The sequence below is a fragment of the Stappia sp. BW2 genome (assembly GCF_008107695.1).
Taxonomy (GTDB): domain Bacteria; phylum Pseudomonadota; class Alphaproteobacteria; order Rhizobiales; family Stappiaceae; genus Roseibium.
The window spans coordinates 38,386-61,608 of the sequence record NZ_VIRG01000093.1 but is presented as its reverse complement, the minus strand read 5'-3'; the positions used below and the strand labels follow the sequence as shown (position 1 = coordinate 61,608).

Sequence of the window (23,223 nt, the reverse complement as noted above, 5' to 3'; positions counted from 1 at the left end):
GGTTAGTTCGCGCGTTCCCGTGCGAGATCAATGGCGGGGCGGAAACTGGTCGCCTGCGCTGCGCGCCAGAAGTCGGCGTAGATGGTGTCTTCAGGGGCATCCAGAAGCGCCCCTTCGCTGAGGAAAGTGTGAACCCGATCCATCGGCACCCCCTTTTCGGGCCCGCTGCGATGCATCAGATGGTGCGGCTCAAGCTCGCTCGGGTGGTCCAGTCCGGCCGAAGCGACAATCTCCATCAAGGCATTGACGGTCTTGTCGTGGAACCGGGCCGAGCGTTCGCCCTGAACCTCGGGAACAAGGCCGCGTTGACGGCTTGGGTCCTGTGCGGTGACACCGGTTGGGCAGGTGCCGAGATGGCAGCGCTGAGCCTGGATGCAGCCGACCGAGAACATGAAGGCCCGCGCCGCGTTGCACCAGTCCGCCCCCTGCGCGATGCTGCGCGCCAGCCCCATGCCGGAATAGACCTTGCCGCTTGCCGCCAGCCTGATCTGCGATTTGACGCCCGCCCCCACCAGAGCGTTGCGCATCAGGATCAGGCCTTCGGACAGAGGCATGCCGACCCAATCGGACAGTTCCAGAGGAGCGGCCCCGGTGCCGCCCTCGCCGCCGTCGACGACGATGAAATCGGGGTGAATTCCTGTCTCAAGGATCGCTTTCATGATGGCAAAGGGTTCATGTGGCTGTCCAATGCACAGCTTGAGGCCCACGGGCTTGCCGCCGGACAGCTCACGCATCCTCGCGGCGAACTCCAGCATCTCGATCGGTGTGGAAAAGGCCGAATGGCCACGCGGCGACAGGCAATCCTCATGTGCGGGGACCTGTCGGATCTTTGCAATTTCCTCGGTCACCTTGGCCGCCGGCAACAAGCCGCCGTGGCCCGGCTTGGCGCCTTGGCTCAACTTGATTTCGGTCATCTTGACCTCGTCGCGCTGCGCGGTTTCGGCGAATTTCTCCGGATCGAACTTGCCATCCTTGTCGCGCGCCCCGAAATAGCCGGACCCGAGCTCCCACACGATGTCGCCGCCGTTCTCCAGGTGATAGGGGGAAAGCCCGCCTTCGCCCGTGTCGTGGTAATATCCGCCCAGCTTGGCCCCGCGGTTCAGCGCACGCACGGCATTGGCCGAAAGCGCGCCAAAGCTCATGGCGGAGATGTTCAGGACCGAGGCCGAATAGGGCTTGCTGCACTGATCGGATCCAACATCCACCCGGGGCGATGTAATCGGGTTCTCGGTGGGTGCGATGGAATGAACCACCCAGTGATAGGTGTCCTCGTCGGTGTCGCGTTCGGTGCCGAACGGCTGCGTGTCGGTGAGACCGTCAGCGCGCGCATGAACCAGACGTCTTGCCGACAGTGAATAGGGCGTGCCGCCGAGATCGTCCTCAACGATATAGCTGTGAAGATAGGGTCGCAGATCGTGGAACAGCCACCTGATCCGGCCGGCCACGGGATAGTTTCGCGTAATCGACCAGCGGGTCTGGAACGCATCGTACAGCCCTAGAAGGACAACGGCGGCCATTGCCAGGCCCAACCAGATCCATCCCATGACGACAGCGAGCAGAAGTCCAACCGCTGCGATAATCGGGACGATTGCGCGCTTTGACAGATCAAGAAGGCTGGCCAGTTGATTGTTCATTTTGTCTTCTTTCTTTTTTTGGTCAACGCAACGTGCCTGTGACCTGCCGTCAGTGCCCATGCACCATTTCTGGATTCTTACTTAACTCCGGTCAAGCCCTTGCACCTGTCTTTCTTGTTTCTTACTTGTTTCGGATCAAGCGCTTGCACCGCATTTCTGTGTACTGCAACTGACCTACAATCGGAAGTTCTTACGAATTGATCGTCAAAGCTGAAATACTGTTGAGTTTCTATCTGCAGTCCCAGGCTTTCAGAGCACCACCGGCGCAGCCCGGTGTCAGAGGCGGTGCAGCTCTCTCGTCTCCGGACCGAGACTTGAACCCAGAATCGGATGCCCTAAAAAAATCCGAACACTTGAGAAGCTCTTTCTAACCACGTTTCGAGAGCCACTCTGCAACCCGAAGGAACAAACATGGACGTCACACAGATCATCCTGCAGGACCACGCCGAACAACGCCGTCTGTTTGCTGCGATCAACGAGATCGACCCAAGCGACACCGAAGCCCTCACGGCCGTGTGGGGTCGCTTGAAAGCCCTGCTCGATTCACATGCAGAGGCCGAGGAGCGCTTTTTCTATCCTGACCTGCTGAAAACAGGCACCGGTGCCGCAGATGCCGACGATGCGGAGGAAGAGACACGCGACGCCATTGGCGATCACAACGAGATCCGGGATACCGGCGAAAAGGTGCAGAATTACAAGGTTGGAACGCCGGAGTGGTTCTCGGCAGTCGCGGCCTGCGAGGTCGCCAATAGCGATCACATGGGTGAAGAAGAGCGTCAGGGCCTCGCGGATTTCCGCAAACGCAACTCTCTGGAGGAGCGCCACAAATTGGGCGTCCGCTTCCTTGCGTTTCAGTGCGCGCATCTGACGGGCGTCCCCGTAAAGGACAAGGATGTGGACGACTACGTCGAGGATCCGGCGCAGACACTCGGCAACGCCTGATCCAAGCACCCCTGAAGGCGGATCGCGGCCACAAAGCGGCCGCCTTCGCAATCGGATGGTAGTCCGGGTTGCAGAAATTCCAAATATGCCTGACGCGCATCCGGTAGGTGCGTGTCAGCGCCAGGCCATACCCCTTTCGGGCTCTCACCCGACCTCAGGCTAGTCGTGTCCCCGCTGGGACTTGATGGCGCTCTCCAAATCGATGCGTCGGTCAAGTTCCACCGCCTGGCTGACGGTGATCTCGCCCTCATTTCTTTGATCCTTCAAGAAACGGCGCTCTGCTTTCAGAGCGACACTGTGAAGATCGCAGCGCAGCTCGGCGGTGACCTCCCGGTCATCCGCATCGGATTCGTGATGCAAGCTGTCGAGCCGATGTTGGTAGATTTCCATGATTTCGCCCGAGGCCGCGTCGAGGGCAGTGGTATCTTCCATGTCCTTGGCCCGATCCGAGCGCGCGTCTTTCAGCGCCGACAGGGCTGCCTCCGCCATGCCGACCTCAATCTCCCGCAGCTCGTCCCGTGTCGATCCGGTGCCCGACCAGTCAAGCCATCGCAGGCAGACCGGCAGCAGCAGCCCTGTCAGGGTCGTGGTGGATACGATCACCACGGCAGCAACCAGGATGGCGAGGTCTCGGGTCTCCAGCGAAATCTCGCCAGAGGACGTTGCCGGCAATGTCAGGATTGCGGCGAGGGTCAGTGCTCCGCGCGGTGAGGCCACCGTCATCGACACCAGCAGCGGGAACAACTTCGGGCCCGCGTCGCCCGCGCGCAGCTTACGCCAGGCCGGCAGCACGCCAAAGACGATGCCAAGGACGATCAGCCTGACCGCGTAGAGCGCGATCAGGATCAGGCCGATCTGCAGGACAAGGCTTTCCGCCCCTTTCAGATTGGCACTTCCGGACACCTTCAGTCCGCTCTCCAACAGTCTGGGAAGTTGCTCGCCCAGCAGGACGAAGACGGCCCCGTTCAGCGTATAGCTGATCAGGTTCCAGATCGCGCGCCGCTCCAACCGATGGACACCGCCACCCAGTTTCGCTGAATGGCGCAAGGTCACGGCCAGACCCGAGGACGCGGCGGCAAGGACTCCCGACGCTGAGACATGCTCGGCCGCGATATAGGCACCGAAGGGGATCAGCACCGTGATGAGTGCCGTCGATCCTGCATCCGCGCCCAGGCGATCATCGATCTTTGCGGTCAGCCAGATGCTCAGCCATGTCACGGCGACGCCGATCCCGACGCCCGCGCTGGACAGCCAAAGGAACTCGCCGCTGGCCTGCCAGATCGAAAATGCGCCCGAAGCGATCGCCGCAACCGCGAACTTGAAACACACCAGTCCGACGGAATCGTTCAACAGCGCTTCGCCCTGTAACACGGTCATCAGGCGGTGGGGCATTGGCACACGGGAGGTGATCGCCGAGACCGAAACCGGATCCGTCGGCGAGATCGCCGCCGCAAGGGCAAAGGCCACGGGAAGCGGCAACTGGGGCAAGATCGTGTGGATCAGAAAGCCGATTGCCACGACGGTGACAAAGACCAGAACAAGCGCCAGGCTCAGCACCGTCGGCGCATCACGCGCCAGGTCATCACTCGGCAGGCGCCAGCCATCATAGAACAGGAGTGGCGGAACAATCATCAGGAAGAACAGATGCGGATCGAGCGTGATGTTCCATGGTGACAGCGCTCCGATGGCCGCCCCGAGCGCGATTTGCACCAGGGGTCGTGGCAGTCCTGGAACGACTCGCGACAGCAGACTGCTGATCACTGTGGCCAGCAGGAACAGAATCACGACGAGACCGACGTTCATACGGCCCCCCGCCGTTTTTGTCCGTGAGCGGTCATGGTTTGACTTTCCTTCGACGGTGACACCCAAGGGTGCGAAACTATAAATGAAGACGAAATTGCATCTGAAAACTCTGTCGAACTTCCATCTTTTGCAAGGAACGTTTTTTGGCTCAGGCGGTTCCAGCGGGCCGCCATATCAGCTTTCATCGCGGCGCCGGCCGAGCAAACTTCCCCTAGTGGAAAGTTGCTGGCTCCTCGTTTGACTCCTTTGCAACGCACCCACACACCCACTCAGCCACCTTCAAGGCAATTCAGAACGTCTTAAAATACCCTGCCAGGAAGCTTCGCGCCCTCGTTTCGAGCGTTCGAAGCATATTCTGCAGATCCGGAAACCAGACACTAACCACTGGAAATGGCTTCGCTTCTTTCACTTTCAGATATCCTAAAGGAAGTTGGTGGTAGACAAAGCACACTTTAATAAGAGAGACAGGGAACCAGTCCGGTGGGCAGAGCGTTATAGGTCAGTGTAAAAGCAAAAACAGATCTCTCCAAGAAAGAACACCAAGTGCCTCTACTGCGAATTGACATGATCGAAGGCCGCTCGGAAGAGCAGCTTCAGACCCTTCTAGACACCATTCAGAGCTGCGTCGTTGACGCCTTTGGCGTACCTGATTCAGACCGCTATCAGATCGTCCATGAGCACAAGCCTGGACGCATGGTGTTCCTTGATACCGGACTAGGCTTCACGCGTTCAAACCAGATGGTATCGATCCAGTTCTTCACCAGCCCGCGAACGCATGTCGAGAAGATAAAGGTCTATGAGCTTCTTGCTGACCGCCTCGAAAAGGAATGCGGCCTCAATCCCAACGACCTGCTGATTTCTGTGTTCACCAATCGGGAGGAAGACTGGAGCTTCGCCCAGGGCGAAGCACAATACGTCACCGGACGCCTACCATAAGAGCCCCCTGCAAAACCGGTCGGATGGCCCTTCCACAAGGCGGGGCCGGGCGTGTCGCAAAGTTTCTCGCCAGAGAATTTCATTCCACTGCTGCAGGTCTGAATGTCCAATTTTTCACTTTCGGGTTGATTGTCTCACTGGCGAAATACCCAACGTACAAAGGGGTTACGATTTTGGCTTTCACACCAGAATTGTCGTCTCCCTATTCAAGCTCTCCACGAACTCTGCGACACTCTCCATAACCTTGATCCCGACCCGCCCAAGCCATAGCCGACCCCTTGTCCCGCACAGGCGCTCCCCCTTCCCGAGGGCGCCTCTGATCCATTTCCGAAAGGACCCTGCAGATGACCACTCTTGCCAAACTTCTTGTCGAAACGCTCGCCTCCGCCGGGGTAACGCGGATCTGGGGCGTGACGGGTGACAGCCTCAATGCCATTGACGGCGCCCTGCGCGAGAACGGTGAGATCGAGTTCATGCATGTCCGCAACGAAGAGGCCGGAGCATTTGCCACCGGTGCAGAGGCGGCGGTTACAGGCAAGCTCGCGGTCTGCGCAGGAAGCTGCGGGCCGGGCAACCTGCATCTGATCAACGGGCTTTACGACTGCTACCGCAACCGGGTCCCCGTGCTCGCCATCGCGTCGCATATCCCCTCCACCGAGATCGGGCTGGGCTTCTTCCAGGAAACCCATCCCACGAAACTGTTCGAAGAATGCAGCGACTTCTGCGAGCTGGTCACCACGCCCAAGCAGATGCCGGGCGTCCTGCACAGGGCCTTGCGCACGGCCATCGGCCGGAACACCGTTTCGGTGATCGTGATCCCCGGCGACGTGTCTCTGCTGGACTTCGACGGTGACACCCCGGCCTTCGTACCGCCCTCACCGGTGCGCCGCGTGCCGGTCGATAGCGATATCGCGGCCGCAGCGGAGCTTTTGAACGGCTCGCGCGACGTCACGATCCTGGCCGGGGCCGGTACCGTTGGCGCGCGTGACGAGGTCGTGGCGCTGGCCGACGCACTGAAAGCGCCGATCGTGCACGCCTTCCGCGGCAAGGAATTCATGGAATGGGACAACCCTTTCGATGTGGGCATGACCGGATTGATCGGATTTTCGTCGGGGTATCACGCGCTGAAGGAATGCGACACGCTGCTGATGCTCGGCACCGACTTTCCCTATCGGAATTTCTATCCCGAGGGTGCCAAGGTCATCCAGGTCGACCGTGAGCCCGGCGCGCTCGGCAAGCGTGTGGCCCTGACAATGGGGATCGAAGCCGACGTTGTGGAATTTGCGCGCATGATCACGCCGAAGATCGACGGAGGCCGACCGCGAGAGTTCCTCGACAAGGCGCTCAAGCACTATGCCAAGGCGCGTGAAGACCTCGACGCTTTGGCGATCCCCAGCAAGCCGGGCAAACCTCTGCACCCGCAGCACATCTATTCGATCGTCAACGAGGTGGCCTCGGAGGATGCGGTCTTTACCGTCGATGTCGGCACGCCCGCGATCTGGGCCGCGCGCTATCTCAAGACCAACGGCAAGCGACGACTGATCGGCTCGTTCAACCATGGTTCCATGGCGAACGCGATGCCGCAGGCGCTGGGGGCCCAGGCGGCGTTTCCTGACCGGCAGGTCGTGTCCATGTCGGGTGACGGAGGGGTGGCCATGCTGTTCGGCGAATTGCTGACAGCCGTACAACTGAAGCTGCCTGTCAAGATCGTGGTTCTGAACAACGGAACGCTCGGCTTCGTGGAGCTGGAGCAGAAAACCGGCGGCTACCTGCCCGAGAATGTCGCCCTGCAGAACCCCGATTTCGCAAAGGTCGCTGAGGCCATCGGCCTGAAGGGTATTCGTGTCGAGGAGGCCGACGATCTCAAGGGCGCGCTGCAGGACGCTTTCGCCCACGATGGCCCTGCGCTGATCGACGTGGTGTCGAACCGGCAAGAACTGGCCATGCCGCCGACCATCAAGGCCGACGAGGCCATCGGCTTCAGCCTCTATGGCATGCGCGCGATCCTGAACGGACGCGGTGACGAGATCGTGAAACTGGCCACCAGCAACCTCTTCAGATGAGCCCCCAACCAACCGGCCGAATTCTTACATTTATTTGATCTTGGGAACCGGCAGAGGAAAGAAACACGATCAAATATAGCCGGAAATGAAACGAGTGCGCAGCGGGGCTGGTCCTGCCGGTGGTGGGCGGTCAGCGCTGCGCATACTGCAACGCCAAGACGGGAGTGATCCGAATGGCAGCCCCAACCTCCCGCTCTGACGGAGCCATGACCCACTATCGCTGGCTCGTCGTCGCGCTTCTCTTCGCCATCGTCGTGATCAACTACATCGACCGCTCGGCGATCTCCTACGCCATCGACCCGATCTCAAAGGAACTGAGCCTGTCGGACACCCAGAAGGGGCTCATCCTCGGGGCTTTCGGGGTTGGCTACATGTTCACCACCTTCATCGGTGGTATCCTGACCGACCGTTTCGGTCCGCGCATCATCCTGACTGCCGCAGTCATCCTCTGGGCGGTCTCAAGCGCGCTGACCGCCGTCGCCTCCAGCTTCTTCCTTCTCCTGGCCCTGCGCGCGCTGCTGGGTCTTGCGGAAGGGCCGATGTTTCCGGGCCTGACCGGTGCCGTCGCCAACTGGCTGTCACCGCGTGAACGCGCTCGGGCGTTAGGCTTTTCACTGGCAGCCGTGCCTCTCTCGTTGGCCATCGGCGGCCCTGTCGTCAGCGGCATCCTGTCCTTTACCGACTGGCGCTCGCTGTACTGGATCCTCGCCGTCGCAAGCCTTGTTTGGTTTCCGCTGTGGTTCTGGTTGTTCCGAAACCGGCCGGAAGAATCGGCTCAAGTGAACAAATCCGAATTGGCCCATATCCAGCACAAGGCCGTCGACGACACCGACAAAGACCGTGGCAGCGGAAATGTCGTTCCTGCCCAATCCGACAACGCGACCGAAACAAGCTGGAAACGGCTGTTCACGAACGGAACGCTTCTTTCCAACTACTGGGCGTTCTTCGTCTTCGGCTATTTCCTGTTCTTCTTCATGACATGGCTGCCGGGATATCTGGAACAGAAGTTTTCGGTATCGGTTGCCAATGTGGGCTGGTTCTCCTTCGTGCCCTGGGCAGTCGCCGGCCTGGTGCTGCTGTTGCTTGGCAATCTGTCCGACCGCTTGCTGGAGAAAACCCACAGCCTTCGGATCTCGCGCAGCTGGCAGATCATCATCACGCAGCTGATCGCCGCCGTCGTCATCCTGCCCGTCGCCTTCACCTCGACACTCTGGGTCGCTCTGGCACTGATCAGCGTGGCGGTTGCGGCCTCCATGGGGGCGAACGCGGTCTACTACGCCGTCAACGTTGACGTGGCCCCGGACCGGTCGGCCACAGCGCTGGGGATAATGGACTTTTTCTTTGCTGTTTCGGGCTTTGCCGCGCCTGCCATCACCGGCTGGGTGGTCGGCAGCAGCGGCGGTTTTGAGCGGGCGTTCTTCATCCTCGCCGGGCTGGGAGCTTCTTCGGTGATTTTGACGTTCCTCTTTCACCGTCCCGACCGCGACGCGATCGACCATCCCTATCCGGAGCGGCGTTAACCGACGCCACCCTGCCAACCGGTCTGCAGAAAAGGACAACCACATGCGCCCCAAGACCACAGCCAAGTCGCCCTCGACCACGACGTTGCTCAACGACCCGAGCTTCAACAAGGGCACCGCCTTTACGGAGGAGGAGCGTGAGGAGCTGGGTCTAACCGGGCTGCTGCCCGCGCATGTGGATACGCTTGAGACCCAGATTTCGCGGGTCCACACCCATCTCGAAGCCAAGGGGACGGACCTCGAACGCTATATCTACCTGATGGGTCTGTGCGACCGGAACGAGACGCTGTTCTACGCGGTGCTCATGCAGGACCCGGCGCGGTTCGTTCCCATCGTCTACGACCCGACCATCGCTCAGGCCTGCCTTGACTACGGGCAGATCTTTCGCCGGCCACGCGGAATGTATCTGACGAAGCACATGAAGGGCCGGCTCAAGGAGGTTCTGTCCAACTGGCCGACGCGCGATATCCGCTTCATCTGCATCACCTCGGGCGGGCGCATCCTGGGTCTCGGCGACATCGGCGCCAACGGCGCGCCAATCCCCATCGGCAAGCTGCAACTCTACACCGCCTGCGCGGGCGTGCCCCCCAATGCCCTCTTGCCGATCCACATGGACATCGGCACGACCAATCGGGATCTGCGCGACAACCCGCTCTATCCCGGCCTGCACGAGGACGTTGCGAGCAGCGATGAGATCGACGCCTTAATGGACGAATTCATGCAGGCGGCGAACGAGGTCTTCCCAGGCATCTGCATCCATTTCGAGGATTGGAAAGGCACCGACGCTCTGCGCCTGTTCCACCGCTACAAGGACGACTACCTGATCTTCAACGACGACATCCAAGGCACTGCCAGCGTGACGATCTCGGGCCTGACGACGGCGCTGCAGATCAAGGGCGAGGCGCTGAAGGATCAGCGCATCCTTTTCGCCGGGGCCGGGTCCGCCGGGATTGGGATTTCCGAGATGATCGCAGAGGCGATGCAGGGCGAAGGCCTGAGCGAGTCCGAGGCGCAGGAGGCCATCACGCTCTTCGATGTGAACGGCCTGCTGACCAGCACGCGTGACGACCTCAATACCTATCAGCAACCTTTCGCCAAGGATCTCAAGGACACGAAGGACCTCGAGGCCGCGGTCAAGGCGGTCAAACCGACGATCCTGATCGGGGTCAGCACCGTCGGCGGCCTCTTCACCGAGGGTGTGGTCGGGGAAATGGCCAAGCACTGCGACCGGCCAATTATCTTTCCGCTGTCCAATCCCACCGAGAACGCGGAATGCACGCCCAAGGACGCTTATACCTGGACCGACGGCAAGGCCCTGGTGGCCTGTGGGGTGCAGTTCCCCGATGTCGAGGTGAACGGACAGGAATTCCACCCCGGACAGGCGAACAACTTCTACATCTTCCCCGCCCTCGGTCTTGCAGCCTACGCGACCAAGGCGACGAAGATCGACAGCGAGATGTTTATCGCAGCTGCCCGGGGGTGCGCAGGGCAGGTCTCGGACTCGGCCCGCGACAAGGGCATGCTGTTCCCGCCGCAAAAAGACATGCTGGCCACCGAGCTTCGGATCGCCGTTGCCGTTGCGCGGAACATCTTCGACCGCGGTCTGGCAGGTGTCGAAGAGCCCGATGACGTGGGCGCGCTGATCCAGAGCCACGTCTTCGAACCAGTCTACCAAAGCAACAAGGACTGAAACCAAAAGACGGTGCGCAGCGATCAACTTTCCCGTTGATCGTGGTCCATCTTTCCTTCGGCGGATCGAAAAAGACCGCCGAAGGGCCGACCGCGTGGGCAAGGCCCCTGCCCCGCCACCACGCGGCCCTTTCCGGTCTTGCGCTTGAGAACCGGCCCGTCGTCGACTCCGTCAGGAGTTCGATGAGGCTCCGATAAGTTCCCGCAGAGCCTTTGGCGAGACGACCTTCAGCACCCCCATCGCGATAAACGCCAGGACGGTCGCCATGGCCGCCGCCGCAAGAACGGCGTCCATGCGCTCCTCCGCAATGGGTTTGTCCGGGGCGAAAATGCCAATCAGGACGATAATCGCGGTGGTGACGAACATGATCGCGATCAGCTTGGACCACGAGAGCAGCCACTGGAACAGGAAAAAACAGGAGACGCCGATGACGACGCTGCCCCATATGGGAAGCGACAGATCGTTCAAACCGATGGAAACGAGCCAGCCCAGGCCCGTACCCAGGCACCTCTTGATCGCGTTGCCAAAGAAAAGCGAATGTGGCGGGAGGCACAGGAAGGCGAAGGCCAGGGGAAAGAAATAGCCGTGATTGCCGAGCTGATCGAAATACTGCCGCCCGAACCAGGTGGCAAATGCGAAACCGCTGGCAAACAGGACGCCGAGGACCAGAGCATGGGTACGTGAGCGTTCATCCTCGGCCGGAAAGCTATTTGAGGCAGACGTCAGCCGCGCCACCAGAAACGAGGCAAGCGCACCGCTCATATAGAGCCCCACAACAAGCTCCGGATCGTTCTCCGGGATGATCTGTCCGGTGAATACTGACCAGGTGATGCAGACCACGATCATCGGACGCGCGTGGCCGAAACTGCCGAACAAGCCTGAAATCATTGCCAGGGCGGCGGCGATCAAAGGTGCCCATGCCCCGAAGAGCAGCACCAGATAGATGGCGCATGCCCCCACCAGAATGGAAAAGGTCGCCACCCGATAGCCCGATCCCCGGATTCCATTGATCATCGCAAGTGCACCCAGAAACGGGACTGGTGTCATATGCGGGACAATAAAGAAGACGATGACAGCCGGTACAAAGGTCGCGAAGGTCGTACCTAATGCCAGCCGAAGCGGCACCGGCGATCCCTCGAAGATAAAGTCCCACAGCCACTCTCCCAGCGATGGAAGGCTCCAGGACGTTTTTTCGCTGGCCATTCAAATGCCTCCTTCCTACGGTCCGACCAGCCCGGTCAGCAAAGCGATAACGAGGGCCGCGATGACGGCGGCCGGCAACGAGATGGAGACGACAAGCGGCGCATGAATGACCGTCAACGCCCCGGCTAAGGCCCCGATCAGGACGCTGAGCAATGTCACCACCGGGCCCACCGCCTCGCGCCAGTTCCCGCGCCCTGCGATCGCATCCGCCACCTTTCCTGCCAGTGTCACCAGCATCCCGCTCAGATACGTCCGGACATGGAAATCCATGTGCCCGCTGAAAGCATGGTTGATCATGCCCATCGCAGCCGCCAGAGCCAGCAGTGTCAGATAGGCGTCGCCGCCCATGACCAGATTGACCGCCGAGGCACCGAGCACCCCCGCGACCAGCGCCAGCGACACCGGATCGCGCCGCGCTTCGCCCGCGTTGACCAGGCGACCAACAACGCCTCCCACGAAGAACGCGAGAACCCCAGCGGCAATTTTCAAAGATGTCGCACCGTTGCCATTCACGACACCAGTCACGATTTTGGTCAGGTTGCCGCTCATGAAAGAGGGAAACATCTGGATCGAGGCCAGCATGGCGAGATATCCGACCGCATCGATCCACCCGGCAACGGCGTTGAGGATCAACGATACAAACCCTTGCGGTATCGAAAGGCGCGTGATCTTAGGATTCTCTTCTGCGCCCCGCCCACGGGATTCGGATTTCTGCGGCATCGATATGTTCCGACTATCTTTTCGTTTCGTCGGACACCGACAGGTCCGCCCCTATATTTTTCAGGCCGCAAACTACCCGCCAAACCGGTTGACCGAAAGGCGTGGGATTGCCGACGGTATCTCCCTGGCACAACCGTGTGCCCAGCTAGAAGCCGCAAGCACCTAGGCAATACCAGTCAAGATGGTCGGAAAATTTCCTCATCAACCAGTGGCGGTTTTGGTGCAAAATTAAAACGAGGTTATTGCGTAACGTTCGTCCACCCCTAACGTTCCCGCATCGCATGTGCGATTTGATCGGCGACCGGTTTCACCAGATAGCTCAGAACAGTTCGGTCTCCCGTTTCCAGAAAAGCCTCGGCAGGCATGCCGGGGAGCAACACCTTGCCTTCAAGCTTGGAAAGCTCTTCGTCCAAGATACCGAGGCGCGCGACATAGAACGCCATGCCCGTGCGCTCGTCCTGCTTGAGGTCTGCTGATACCGTCAGAAGCGTTGCGCGGAGTTCGGGCGTGGTTCTCTGATCGAAGCTTGGGAAGCGGACACGCGCAGCCTGGCCCGATGACAACTGATCGATATCCACCGGCCGCACCTGGGCTTCGATGATCAACTGGTCCTCACGAGGAACAAGCTGCAGAACCGTTTCGCCGGGGGCGACGACCCCTCCAATGGTGTGAACGGCAAGTTGGTGCACATACCCGGTTCTCGGGGCCCGGATCTCGACCCTGGTCAACTCGTCTTCAGCCGCGATCTTCTGTTCTTCAAGTTGCGCAATGCGCGAGCGAACCTCCTGAAGCTGCTCGAGAACCTCAGCCCGGTAGGATTCTTCGATCTGAAGGATCTGGATATGCCGCTCGCTGATTGCTTCCTTCGTGCGCGCAATTTCCGCAACGAGGCCGCCAAATTCGCCTTGCAGGCGGGCATGCTCCCGTTTCAGAGCCGTCACCCGGCTCTTGGAAACCAGGTTCTTCCCCAGAAGGCCTGACAGATCAGACAATTCCTCATTGATCAGCTCGATCTCGGATCTCTTCGCCTCGACTTGCGCTTGGAGGCCTTCAATCTGTTTGTTGAACTGGCGGACCTGCTCGACAAGCTGATCCTTTCGGCCGGCAATGGATTTTCGCCGCGCGTCCAGAAGCATCTGCTGGCCGCGCTCTATATCACCGGGCTTGGTCTTGCGATTGTCCGGCCAGGCAATCTCGTCGCGGTCGTCGCGCTCCGCCTCAAGGCGATACTGTTGTGCGGAGAGATCCCTGAGCTGTTTCGTGACAACCGCAAGGTTTGCCCGGGTCACCGTATCGTCCAGGCGTATCAGGAGATCGCCCGCAAGGACCTCGTCTCCATCCTTGACCTTGATCTCCTTGACGATCCCGCCTTCGCGGTGCTGAACGTCCTTGACGCTGCTTTCGACTACGACCGTACCGCTGGAGACGACCGCCCCCGAGATTTCGGCGAGGCCTGCCCAGATCCCGATGCCACCAACCAGAACGACGATGGCAAGGAAAGCAAACAGGAGATGGGACCGCACGGTCTTGCCAAGAAGCGCATCGTGATCGTTGCGACCTCCGCTCGGCGGCGTCTCAATCATCTTCATCAGACGCCTCCCCTGCCTGTCACCTGCTGAGGTACTGGCTGCACGACCTGTTTGAGCACTTCCTCTTTCGGACCGAAGCCGGCCATTTTCCCATCGTTGAGAAAGAGTATTTTGTCGACCGATGCGATGGCGCTTGGCCTGTGCGCGATGACGACAACGATGGACCCGCGCTCTTTCATTGTTTGAATCGCATTTGAAAGTGCGTCCTCGCCCTGAGAGTCGAGGTTGGAGTTCGGCTCATCCAGAACGATCAGAAACGGATTGCCGAACACTGCTCTGGCCAGCGCGATGCGCTGGCGCTGGCCGGCCGAAAGCTCGCGCCCGCCCCGACCGATGACTGTATTGTAGCCCTCTGGCAGACCAACGATCAGGTCGTGAACATCAGCGATCATCGCCGCTTCAATGACGTCTTTTGAGCTGGCACCATCCCTGAACCGGGCAATATTCCCGCCGATGGTTCCGTCGAAGAGTTGCAGGTCTTGCGGCATGTAGCCGATGAACTCACCTCGTTTCGGGCTCGGCCACTGGCCGAGTTCAGCCCCGTCGTATCGAATGACGCCCTTGAGTGGGGGAACCACCCCCACCAGAGCCCGTGCCAATGTGGATTTGCCAGCCCCCGAACGGCCTATGATGCCGAGGCCCTCTCCCGCTTCCAGGGTCAAGGTCACATTCTGGACGTACGGCAGCGTTTCGCCGACCGGGCCGCAAAATACCTGCTCAATCCGGATCTCCCGTTCCGGTACAGGAAGATCCATGATGTCCTTTTTTTCGTCGACCAGGTGCAGGACGCGTTTCAACCTGCTCAGCGCCTGCCGGCAGGCAACGAAACCGCGCCATTGGCCGACAGCCTGTTCAATGGGAGACAGTGCCCTGGAGGTCATGATGGAAGACGCAATCATCACGCCAGGACTGATTTCCTGCCTGATCGCGAGCCAGGCTCCAACGCCCAGGATTGCGGACTGCAATATGAACCGGATGGTCTTGATGGCCGTCCCGAAGAAACCGGACCGGTCGGCGGCCTTTCGCTGGGTCGCGAGATAATCCCCGTTCTGGGCGTTCCATTTTAGCGACAGGGCTTCCTGCATACCCATCGCGGTCAGGACTTCCGAATTGCGCTGCCCGTCTTCGATCGCGGAGGTTCGACGACCGGTCTGGCCGGCCGCCTCCTGTGCCGGGCCGCGCGACATGGCTTCGTTCAGGCCGATCATCGCGCAAATCACGACAGCACCACCCAGGGCAACCAGACCGAGCAGAGGGTGAAAAAGGAACACAATACCGAGATAGAGCGGCAGCCAGGGAATATCGAAGATCGCAGCCGGGCCCGGCCCGGACAGAAACTGCCTGACCGTGTCCAGATCCTGAACCGGCCGCAGCTTTGCCGACCTTGCGCCAAGTCGGACAGGCAAGAGGTTCGAGATTTCGTAGACGGCGTCCGAAAGCTTCGCGTCGACACGTTGCCCCACCCGCGCCAGAATACGGCCACGCACCCCCTCCAGCAGCCCGTAAAACGCGTAAAGCGTGATTGCCAGGGAACCTATGACAACAAGGGTCGGCACCGAACCGCTGGCCAGCACCCTGTCATAGACCTGGAGCATGAAGAGCGGCCCGGTAAGCATCAGAATATTGATGACGAGGCTCACCGCCCCAATGGCCCAGAAGGTGGGTCTGATGGAACGGAAGGCCAGCACAAGGGGGTCGTTTTTCCGGGGACTCTGGGAAGCATTGCGAGCGTTTGATTGCATTGAAATCATTCCATTCGGCTGCTTCGCAGAGTTTTTGGAGAGCTTGTATGCGTAGAAAACATTTCCGTGTGACAACCAAACATGCAGCCCCGTCTCAGGCCGGGCATCTCTCCAACGCCAAAGTCAAATCGAGACGGGACAAAATCGGCAGTCTGACGTGCACCGGCTGGATGATATCGTTCGCCAAAGAACGTTGCGACACGCTCAACACACCCCCAGTGCTCGGGCAATCACGCCCGCTGGACGTCGGTGACAACGATGAACAGTTCCCTATCGCATGAGATCATCCCTACGGATCTCACATCGATATAGATGTTCGGTTAACTTCCCGGTGTCCCGCCACCTATGCGAAAGGAAGGCCGTCGGTAAAGACGATGCTTTCCACGTCATAGAGATAGTTGCGTCCCAGATCGCCATCTCTGAAGTATATCGTCCCTACTCTCGCGGCCAAACGATCACACTGTACATGAGAACACTACTCTTCAATCTGACGAAACTTTAGGCAAGAAGACAAGATTGACTTTCCTGAAGTTAGCAAGCCCCATTTTTTGGCACAAGCACATATTTTGCACCGCAACATGTCTTGTCGGAGTTTGCACCTACATCAATCTATCAATATGATTTTAAAGCTTTTACGCCTGATATCAGCCAGCGACCGACAGCATTGCACACAGGCCGATTGCAAAAAAATTAGGCTGTATCTGATCCGATACAACTATTCCAATTATGTTTCGGAAATAAAACTGAAGCTCAGAGCAAATATTTAGCCGGCAGCCGCATCGAACCCAGCATTTTGCTGCCATTCGCGGTGCAACCCGAAGACATAAATATCTACCCCTGCGTCATGAGCATGTTACCGCAGTGCAAAATAATCCACCCATCTCTGATTGTGCAGAACCATGACCGTTGTGCGCTGCAGCACAAAATATGAGCACCTCCCCCTATTGCGGTACAAACAAACCCTGCGTAACCTCCGCTTACCTTTCGTTAACTCTCTATGTTGACACCTGAATTGCTCACGCGGGTTTCTCAGAATGATCCAGGACGCACTGCACAATGCAAGCGCTCGTCTGACCGATTGGCTGGACAGCAAGGCCTTGCCTGTCTGGTGGGAGATTGGCGCCGACAAGGCAGTCGGCGGCTTTTTCGAAGCCATTGCGCAGGACGGCACGGCTTGCCGGATCGATCGGCGCGCGCGGGTTCAGCCGCGCCAGATCTACTGCTATGCGGCAGCGGGTCACCAGGGCTGGAACGGCCCCTGGGAAGAGGCCGTAGGTCATGGGCTCAGGTTCTTCGACGAAACCTATCTTCTAGAGGACGGGCTATACGGCGCAGTGGCGTCTTCAAGCGGCACGCTGACTGATCGCAGCTTCGATCTCTACAATCAGGCCTTCGCCCTCTTTGCCTTGGCACAGGCGGCAAAATCGTTTCCGGAAAACGCCGAAGCATACGGGATACGGGCGGCCACGCTTCTCGGGAGACTGAAAGACCGTTTCGCTCACCCGTTTGCCGGCTTCGAAGAGCAAGTCCCCCGCGTTCTGCCGCTGTGCTCCAATCCGCATATGCATCTGTTCGAGGCCGCTCTCGCCTGGCATGAGCTTGGTGGCGTACAGGCATATGCGTTCGGCAAACTGGCGGACGAGATCGCGGAACTTTGCCTCGGCAAATTCATCGACCCCGCTACCGGCGCACTCCGTGAATTCTTCGACGGTGACTGGGAGCAATTCGCCGAGGACAAGGGACGCACGGTCGAACCCGGACACCAGTTTGAATGGGCCTGGCTTCTGGTGCGCTGGGGAACGCTACGCGGACGGGATGATGCGCTTCTGAAGGCCCGGCGCCTCTTCGACATCGCGGAAACCTACGGCATCTGCGCCACTCGAAAAGTGGCGATCATGGCGCTGAATGACGACTTCACCGTGCGTGACGGCGTCGCAAGGCTCTGGCCGCAGACGGAGTGGATCAAGGCGGCAATCGCCCTCGCTTCCGTTTCGTCGGGTGCCGAACAGGAAAGATACCTCGCATCCACCCTTGCCGCGTGCCAGGCATTGGAGCTTTTCCTGAACACGCCGGTTCCCGGACTTTGGCGAGACAAGATGAAAACCGACGGCAGCTTCATTGATGAGCCTGCACCTGCAAGCTCCTTCTACCACATCCTTTGCTCGATCTACGAATTGTCGGACAGGATTGAGCGGCTCAGCGAAAACGAACCGGCATTCGAAACCTTGCAGCCTCTCAAGAGAAAACTGGCATGACTTTCGGGGGCCGCAATGTGGCCACCTGCGAAGACCTCTCTCACCACTTTGAACCCAGCAAAAGAATTATGCACACAAAATTTGCACCAGTTAAATTTTTGAACATAAAAACGCACTTCATAAAAGCATTTGTCACATGAATTTCACTTTTAAAAGAAAATTTTTTGACTACAATTTGTGATAATAAATATTCATCCGAGTAATCGCTTGAATAGCACATAAAAACCAGAATCTTTAAGGCGGTTAATCTAGACTCACGTCTGGTTTTTACTACCGTCAACGGACCTTCGTGACTTATTCTTTTGATGGGGTGTTTTGAGATGGTCGCCAAATTTGGAACAAGCGGACTGAGGGGTCTGTCAACTGAACTCGTCGGTGACACGACTCTTATCTACACGCTCGCCTTTGGCCGGTATCTTCTGGAGACAAACCAGATTTCCGAATTCGATACCGTCTACATTGGCCGGGATTTTCGCGAGTCCAGCCCCGAGATCCTGGAGCTTTGCGCGAACGCACTCAGCGAGCTCAATCTGAACGTGGTCGATTGCGGCACGCTGCCGACACCTGCCCTCGCCTATCACGCGATTGGACGTCTCAGCGCCAGTCTGATGGTGACCGGCTCGCATATTCCGGCTGATCGCAACGGTATCAAGTTCTATCGGCCGGACGGTGAGATTTCCAAGGTCGATGAAATGGAAATCACGCGCTTTGCCGCAATGATCACGAAGACGGACATTGTCGCAGTCAAGCGTGCCAACTCGCCTCCCGCCCGCATTTGTGACGAAGCAATGCGCGGTTTCGAGACGCGCCTCAAGACATTCCTGGAAGCCGGTGCGCTCAGCGGTCTCCGGATCGGCGTTTACCAGCACAGCACCGTCGCCAGAGACCTTCTGGTCAGCATCCTCGAATATTACGGCGCCCAGGCAATACCCCTTGGTCGGTCCGAAACATTCATTCCGGTCGACACGGAAGCCGTCTCTGCAGTAACGGAAACGCTTTTGCAAGACTGGGCTGCCGAACACCAGCTCGACGCCATTGTTTCCGCCGACGGCGACGGTGACCGCCCTCTGGTCGCTGACCAAACCGGCACTCCCCTGCGCGGGGATCTCCTTGGATTGATCAGCGCCCTGCATCTGGGAGCGGATGCCGTGGTTACTCCGGTTACATCGAATTCCAGCATCGAGAAGGATGCGCCGTTCGAAACCTTCCGCACCCGGGTCGGGTCACCTTTTGTGATATCCGGCATGGAATCGGTCGAGGTGAATGGAGCGACAGCCGTTGTCGGCTTCGAGGCCAACGGCGGTGTACTGCTCCAGTCAAATTTCGATTGCGGGCCATCCAGGTTCGAAGCCTTGCCGACACGCGATTGTTTTGTCCCGATCCTCGCAACGCTCAAGAACCTCGCCGCGTCGAAAGACGACCTGGGAACCCTGGCGAGATCCTTTGGCCTGAAGGCTGCTCTGGCGGACAGGTTGGAAAACTACTCCACCGATCGCAGCTCCAGCCTTGTTAGCTACCTCTCGCAGAATGAAGACAATTTGCGGGACTTCCTGGCTCCCGTCGGACAGCCCGTCTCGATCGACACGATCGACGGTCTGCGGATCACCCTCGACGGAGAACGGATCATTCACCTGCGCCCCTCCGGAAATGCGCCCGAGATGCGTTGTTACGTCGAGGCATCTTCGCTCAGCGAGGCGAGAAAACTTCTGAGGGACGGACTGGAGCTGCTCTCGGGCTGGACCGGCTCCAACGTTATTTCAGAGCGGTTGTCGGCATGAGTTGCTGCACCGAACGGCGGTGAAACGCCCATGAAAACCTGATCGCGAAGCGCGGCCTGAGTGCCGCGCCGCGGAGAACTCTACGTCATCCCTGAGATGACCGAATTACTTATCAATTATGAGGTGAATAACTGCCATGATCGACTTCAAGTCCAATGACGGAACTTTCAGCATCAGCGTGGTTGGTGCCGGATATGTCGGTTGCGTTTCCGCAGCCTGCCTTTGCAATGACGGCTACAATGTCGTTGCGATGGACGTCAGCGCCACAACGATCGAGCGCCTCGCCAACGGCAAGTCACCGATTATCGAACCAGGCTTGGACGAGCTGATTGCAGCTGGCCACGAAAAGGGCACGCTGAAAGCCACGACCGACATCGAGGAAGCCGTCCGGTCCACCAATATGACGTTCTGCTGTGTGGGCACACCCAGCCTTCCCAATGGCACCTTGAACACCGGCTATGTGAAGCAGGTCTCGGAAGACATTGGCCGCGTGTTGCGCGACAAGGACGAATTCCACATTGTCGTCATGCGCTCCACGATTCTTCCAGGCACGATGGAAGAAGTCGTGCTGCCGGCCCTGGCCGAAACTTCCGGAAAGGTACCTGGAGTTGATTTCGGCGTCGCCTACTATCCGGAATTCCTGCGCGAAAGCACGGCCATCGACGACTACTACAGCCCTGGCGCGATTGTCTTCGGCCAGTATGGCGATGACACCCGCTCCATTGATGCGCTCAAGTCGCTCGTCGCTCACATTCCGGTTGTTCCGCATGTCATCCCGATGCGCAGTGGCGAAATCGTCAAATATGCAAACAATTGCTGGCATGCAGTGAAGATCAGCTTCGCGAATGAAATCGGCAACCTGTGCAAGTCCAAGGACATCGACAGCCACGATGTTCTGGAAGTCCTGTGCGCCGATACGCGGCTGAATATTTCCAAGGCCTACATGAAACCCGGCTTTGCCTTCGGCGGATCATGCCTGCCCAAGGACTTGCGCGCGCTGACCGGTTTCGGCCGGCTCAACAACGTTCCGACACCGATGCTGGATGCTGCCTACAGCGCCAATCTGCTGCAGATCGACCGTGCCAAGAAACTGGTCAACAACGCCGGCAAGAACAACGTCGGTTTCATGGGCGTGACCTTCAAGGAAAACACCGACGATCTTCGCGAAAGTCCGATGGTCGAATTGGTGGAAACCTTTCTCGGCAAGGGCAAGCAGATCAACATTTATGATCCGAATGTGGTCAAGACCGAAAACGGTGGCCGAAACTATCTGCCCCATATCGCACCGCTTGTCTGCGACACGATCGACGACGTGGTTGCACGCTCCGAGATAGTGGTCATCGGAAACAAGTATCCAGGGCTTGCGGAGTCTCTTTCGGCTTCCAACAAGGAACTTACCGTGATCGACCTTGCTCGCGTTTCGATGACGTCGACGGCCAACCTCACCTACCACGGCCTCTGCTGGTAACGGCAGGGAAATCATCGGAAATCAAGCCAATGAGCGACGGATATTCCGTCGCTCATTTCTTGGCGCCGCCAACTTCCATTTCCTGTTTCCCAGTAAGTTGCTTAAAAGTTAAGCAATTGCACGGAAACGAACATTGAAATTTGGTTAAAGCGACGGATAAGTGCGGTAAATATGTTTCTATAGTTACTAAAACTTAATCCAGGTTCATTATTTTTAGCTGACTTCTTGCCTTCTGGAACCGGCAGATATTACAAAACTCGAGAACAACAGGGTTCTAGGCACCGCAAATCGGGACGATTAGTTTTGAAAAGTAAGTCCTTTAGATCGTTGAAAAAACTCGTCGGAGCGGCCTTCCTTGCTGGACTTCTTGCAAGCTGCGCCAGCCCCCGGACTATTCTGGATGTCGGAAGCCGCGCCGAGCGAGACAACCAGCAACGGTGGGCAGAAGTCCAGTACAACAAGGCGCTCGTCGCAGCGGACGAAAAATTGGCCGAGTCACCGGGAGATGCGGAAGCACTCGAGGTCAAAGGCATCGCTGGCCGCAAGCTCGCCCAGATACACGAAGACCGCGGCGAGAAAAAAGAAGCTTATGCCGCACTCGAAGCATCCGCTGCTGCAGGCTACGGCTCTTCCATATCCCGCCTTGCCAAGTTACACAGCGATGGCGTCTATATCCCGAGAAATTTACGTGCCGTTCTGCCTGGCTACGCAAGACTGGCGAATGAAGACAAGTCGATACGCGCTTCCATGCTTCTTGCCGACCTGGCAAAGCAGGGCAAGCTGAAGGGTAGCGGCCTGAACACCAACAGCTCTTACTGGTATGCGAAAGCAGCCTCCTACGGATCAGTCCGGGCGAAAGACGATCTTGCGAGACTCTATGCTTCCAGCGGCCGTCTCAACGAAGCCAAACGCCTGATCGCCAGCCAGGGCAGAACGAAGGCTGTTGGGAAGTATCTTTCGCTGGCAAAGGATACGCTTGCCGGTCAAGACGGTATTCGTAAAAACCTTAAAGCTGGCGTTTTCTGGATAAAAGCCGCAGCCGAGATCAACCCGGAAAGGGCTTCCAGCACCGCAGCCAGCTTTTATCGCAAGACTGATTCCGAGGCGGAGCGTGCCGCTGTCCTGCCATACATGCTGTCGATCCCCAGCGCCCGGATCAACGATCTGATTGCGGACTATGAAGCACTTACCGACGAGAACCGGAAACGCGAGGTCTTCGCACAAATCCGCAAGGTCGCCGATGAAGGGAACGGCAAAGCTGCTCTTCTGGTTGCCCGGGTTCTGCGTGGCAACAACAATGCAATCAATGAAGAAGCTTTGAAATACTACGGAATTGCAGCCTCGAACGGACAGAAAAGCGCCGTACGGCTTCTGGTCGATCAGGCTTCCTTCGGCAAGGCCGGCAACTCCGCGACGGATCAGATCGTTTCGACGCTTACCTCTGTAGCTGAGTCAGGAGATGTCGATGCTTCGATCGCGCTGGCTCGTTTCTACGAGCTTGGCGGACCGACACCGAAAAATCCGAAAAAGGCTTTGTACTGGAACAAAAAAGCAGCCGATGCCGGAAACCAGGAAGCCCAGTTCAACACGGGTGTCGCTTATGCGGAAGGTAACGGAACATCCAAGGACATTTCCGCTGCGCGCCACTATCTGGTAGCCGCTGCAGACAGCGGCAACAGCGCCGCGAAAGCCTACCTGCAATCGCTTCCAGCGAAATGATGCTGCCGAAAGTCGGATTATCAACTGGATGAATGAAAAGGGCCGGCGAATGCACCGGCCCTTTGCATTTTGTTCAACCGTGGCAGCAGCTTTCACCGATCTTCATGCCAAGTGTAAAGTCATAAATGAAGACCGGGCAAAGTCAGACAGAGGGCGAAACG

At 58.4% G+C, this 23,223-nt stretch carries 15 protein-coding genes; 9 read left to right on the top strand and 6 right to left on the bottom strand.

Annotated elements, in window-relative coordinates; translation table 11 throughout:
• Positions 1–2 precede the first annotated feature (2 nt).
• Positions 3–1,634 carry an FMN-binding glutamate synthase family protein gene (locus tag FMN63_RS27895; RefSeq protein ID WP_148587441.1) on the bottom strand — a complete coding sequence of 544 codons (1,632 nt, stop codon included), beginning with the start codon at positions 1,632–1,634 and terminating at the stop codon, positions 3–5.
• Between the two features lie 411 nt (positions 1,635–2,045).
• Here FMN63_RS27895 and FMN63_RS27890 point away from each other — a divergent pair, with 411 nt between their 5' ends.
• The gene (locus tag FMN63_RS27890; RefSeq protein WP_148587440.1) at positions 2,046–2,576 is read left to right on the top strand and encodes a hemerythrin domain-containing protein; all 531 of its coding nucleotides are present in this window, start codon (positions 2,046–2,048) and stop codon (positions 2,574–2,576) included.
• 159 nt (positions 2,577–2,735) lie between these two features.
• On the opposite strand, the gene FMN63_RS27885 is transcribed toward FMN63_RS27890, so the two are convergent.
• Positions 2,736–4,379, bottom strand: a complete 1,644-nt coding sequence (locus FMN63_RS27885; protein ID WP_148587439.1) for a cation:proton antiporter — start codon at positions 4,377–4,379, stop codon at positions 2,736–2,738.
• 543 nt (positions 4,380–4,922) lie between these two features.
• Between FMN63_RS27885 and FMN63_RS27880 the strand changes: the two genes are divergently transcribed.
• The 4 genes from FMN63_RS27880 (at position 4,923) to FMN63_RS27865 (ending at position 10,588) form a co-directional block, all read left to right on the top strand.
• Positions 4,923–5,315 carry a tautomerase family protein gene (locus tag FMN63_RS27880; protein ID WP_148587438.1) on the top strand — a complete coding sequence of 131 codons (393 nt, stop codon included), beginning with the start codon at positions 4,923–4,925 and terminating at the stop codon, positions 5,313–5,315.
• A 344-nt stretch (positions 5,316–5,659) separates the two neighbouring features.
• Positions 5,660–7,378 (top strand): ubiquinone-dependent pyruvate dehydrogenase, encoded by a 1,719-nt coding sequence (poxB, locus tag FMN63_RS27875; protein WP_148587437.1) that lies wholly within the window; start codon positions 5,660–5,662, stop codon positions 7,376–7,378.
• 173 nt (positions 7,379–7,551) lie between these two features.
• Entirely contained in the window at positions 7,552–8,898 is a 1,347-nt protein-coding gene (locus FMN63_RS27870; RefSeq protein ID WP_148587436.1) for an MFS transporter, read from the top strand.
• Between the two features lie 43 nt (positions 8,899–8,941).
• Positions 8,942–10,588, top strand: coding sequence for an NAD-dependent malic enzyme (locus tag FMN63_RS27865; RefSeq protein ID WP_148587435.1), 1,647 nt, complete (start codon positions 8,942–8,944; stop codon positions 10,586–10,588).
• A 171-nt stretch (positions 10,589–10,759) separates the two neighbouring features.
• Here FMN63_RS27865 and FMN63_RS27860 read toward each other — a convergent pair whose 3' ends face one another.
• The 4 genes from FMN63_RS27860 to FMN63_RS27845 all read right to left on the bottom strand — a co-directional run bounded on the left by FMN63_RS27860 (position 10,760) and on the right by FMN63_RS27845 (position 15,842).
• Positions 10,760–11,791 carry an FUSC family protein gene (locus tag FMN63_RS27860; RefSeq protein WP_148587434.1) on the bottom strand — a complete coding sequence of 344 codons (1,032 nt, stop codon included), beginning with the start codon at positions 11,789–11,791 and terminating at the stop codon, positions 10,760–10,762.
• A gap of 15 nt (positions 11,792–11,806) precedes the next feature.
• Positions 11,807–12,511: a DUF1275 family protein gene (locus tag FMN63_RS27855; protein ID WP_148587433.1), complete on the bottom strand. Its 705-nt coding sequence runs from the start codon at positions 12,509–12,511 to the stop codon at positions 11,807–11,809.
• A 263-nt stretch (positions 12,512–12,774) separates the two neighbouring features.
• The gene (locus FMN63_RS27850) at positions 12,775–14,100 is read right to left on the bottom strand and encodes an HlyD family type I secretion periplasmic adaptor subunit (RefSeq protein ID WP_353619244.1); all 1,326 of its coding nucleotides are present in this window, start codon (positions 14,098–14,100) and stop codon (positions 12,775–12,777) included.
• Positions 14,100–15,842, bottom strand: coding sequence for a type I secretion system permease/ATPase (locus tag FMN63_RS27845; protein ID WP_209001418.1), 1,743 nt, complete (start codon positions 15,840–15,842; stop codon positions 14,100–14,102). The genes FMN63_RS27850 and FMN63_RS27845 overlap by 1 nt, the downstream gene beginning before the upstream one ends.
• Before the next feature lie 1,034 nt (positions 15,843–16,876).
• Here FMN63_RS27845 and FMN63_RS27840 point away from each other — a divergent pair.
• The 4 genes from FMN63_RS27840 to FMN63_RS27825 all read left to right on the top strand — a co-directional run bounded on the left by FMN63_RS27840 (position 16,877) and on the right by FMN63_RS27825 (position 23,062).
• Positions 16,877–18,097, top strand: a complete 1,221-nt coding sequence (locus FMN63_RS27840) for an AGE family epimerase/isomerase (RefSeq protein ID WP_148587431.1) — start codon at positions 16,877–16,879, stop codon at positions 18,095–18,097.
• Positions 18,098–18,417: 320 nt separating this feature from the next.
• Positions 18,418–19,875 carry a phosphomannomutase gene (locus tag FMN63_RS27835; protein ID WP_148587430.1) on the top strand — a complete coding sequence of 486 codons (1,458 nt, stop codon included), beginning with the start codon at positions 18,418–18,420 and terminating at the stop codon, positions 19,873–19,875.
• 136 nt (positions 19,876–20,011) lie between these two features.
• Positions 20,012–21,343 (top strand): nucleotide sugar dehydrogenase, encoded by a 1,332-nt coding sequence (locus FMN63_RS27830; protein WP_148587429.1) that lies wholly within the window; start codon positions 20,012–20,014, stop codon positions 21,341–21,343.
• A gap of 303 nt (positions 21,344–21,646) precedes the next feature.
• A complete protein-coding gene (locus tag FMN63_RS27825) occupies positions 21,647–23,062 on the top strand; it encodes a tetratricopeptide repeat protein (RefSeq protein ID WP_148587428.1) in 1,416 nt (471 codons plus the stop codon).
• The last annotated feature ends 161 nt before the right edge of the window (positions 23,063–23,223 follow it).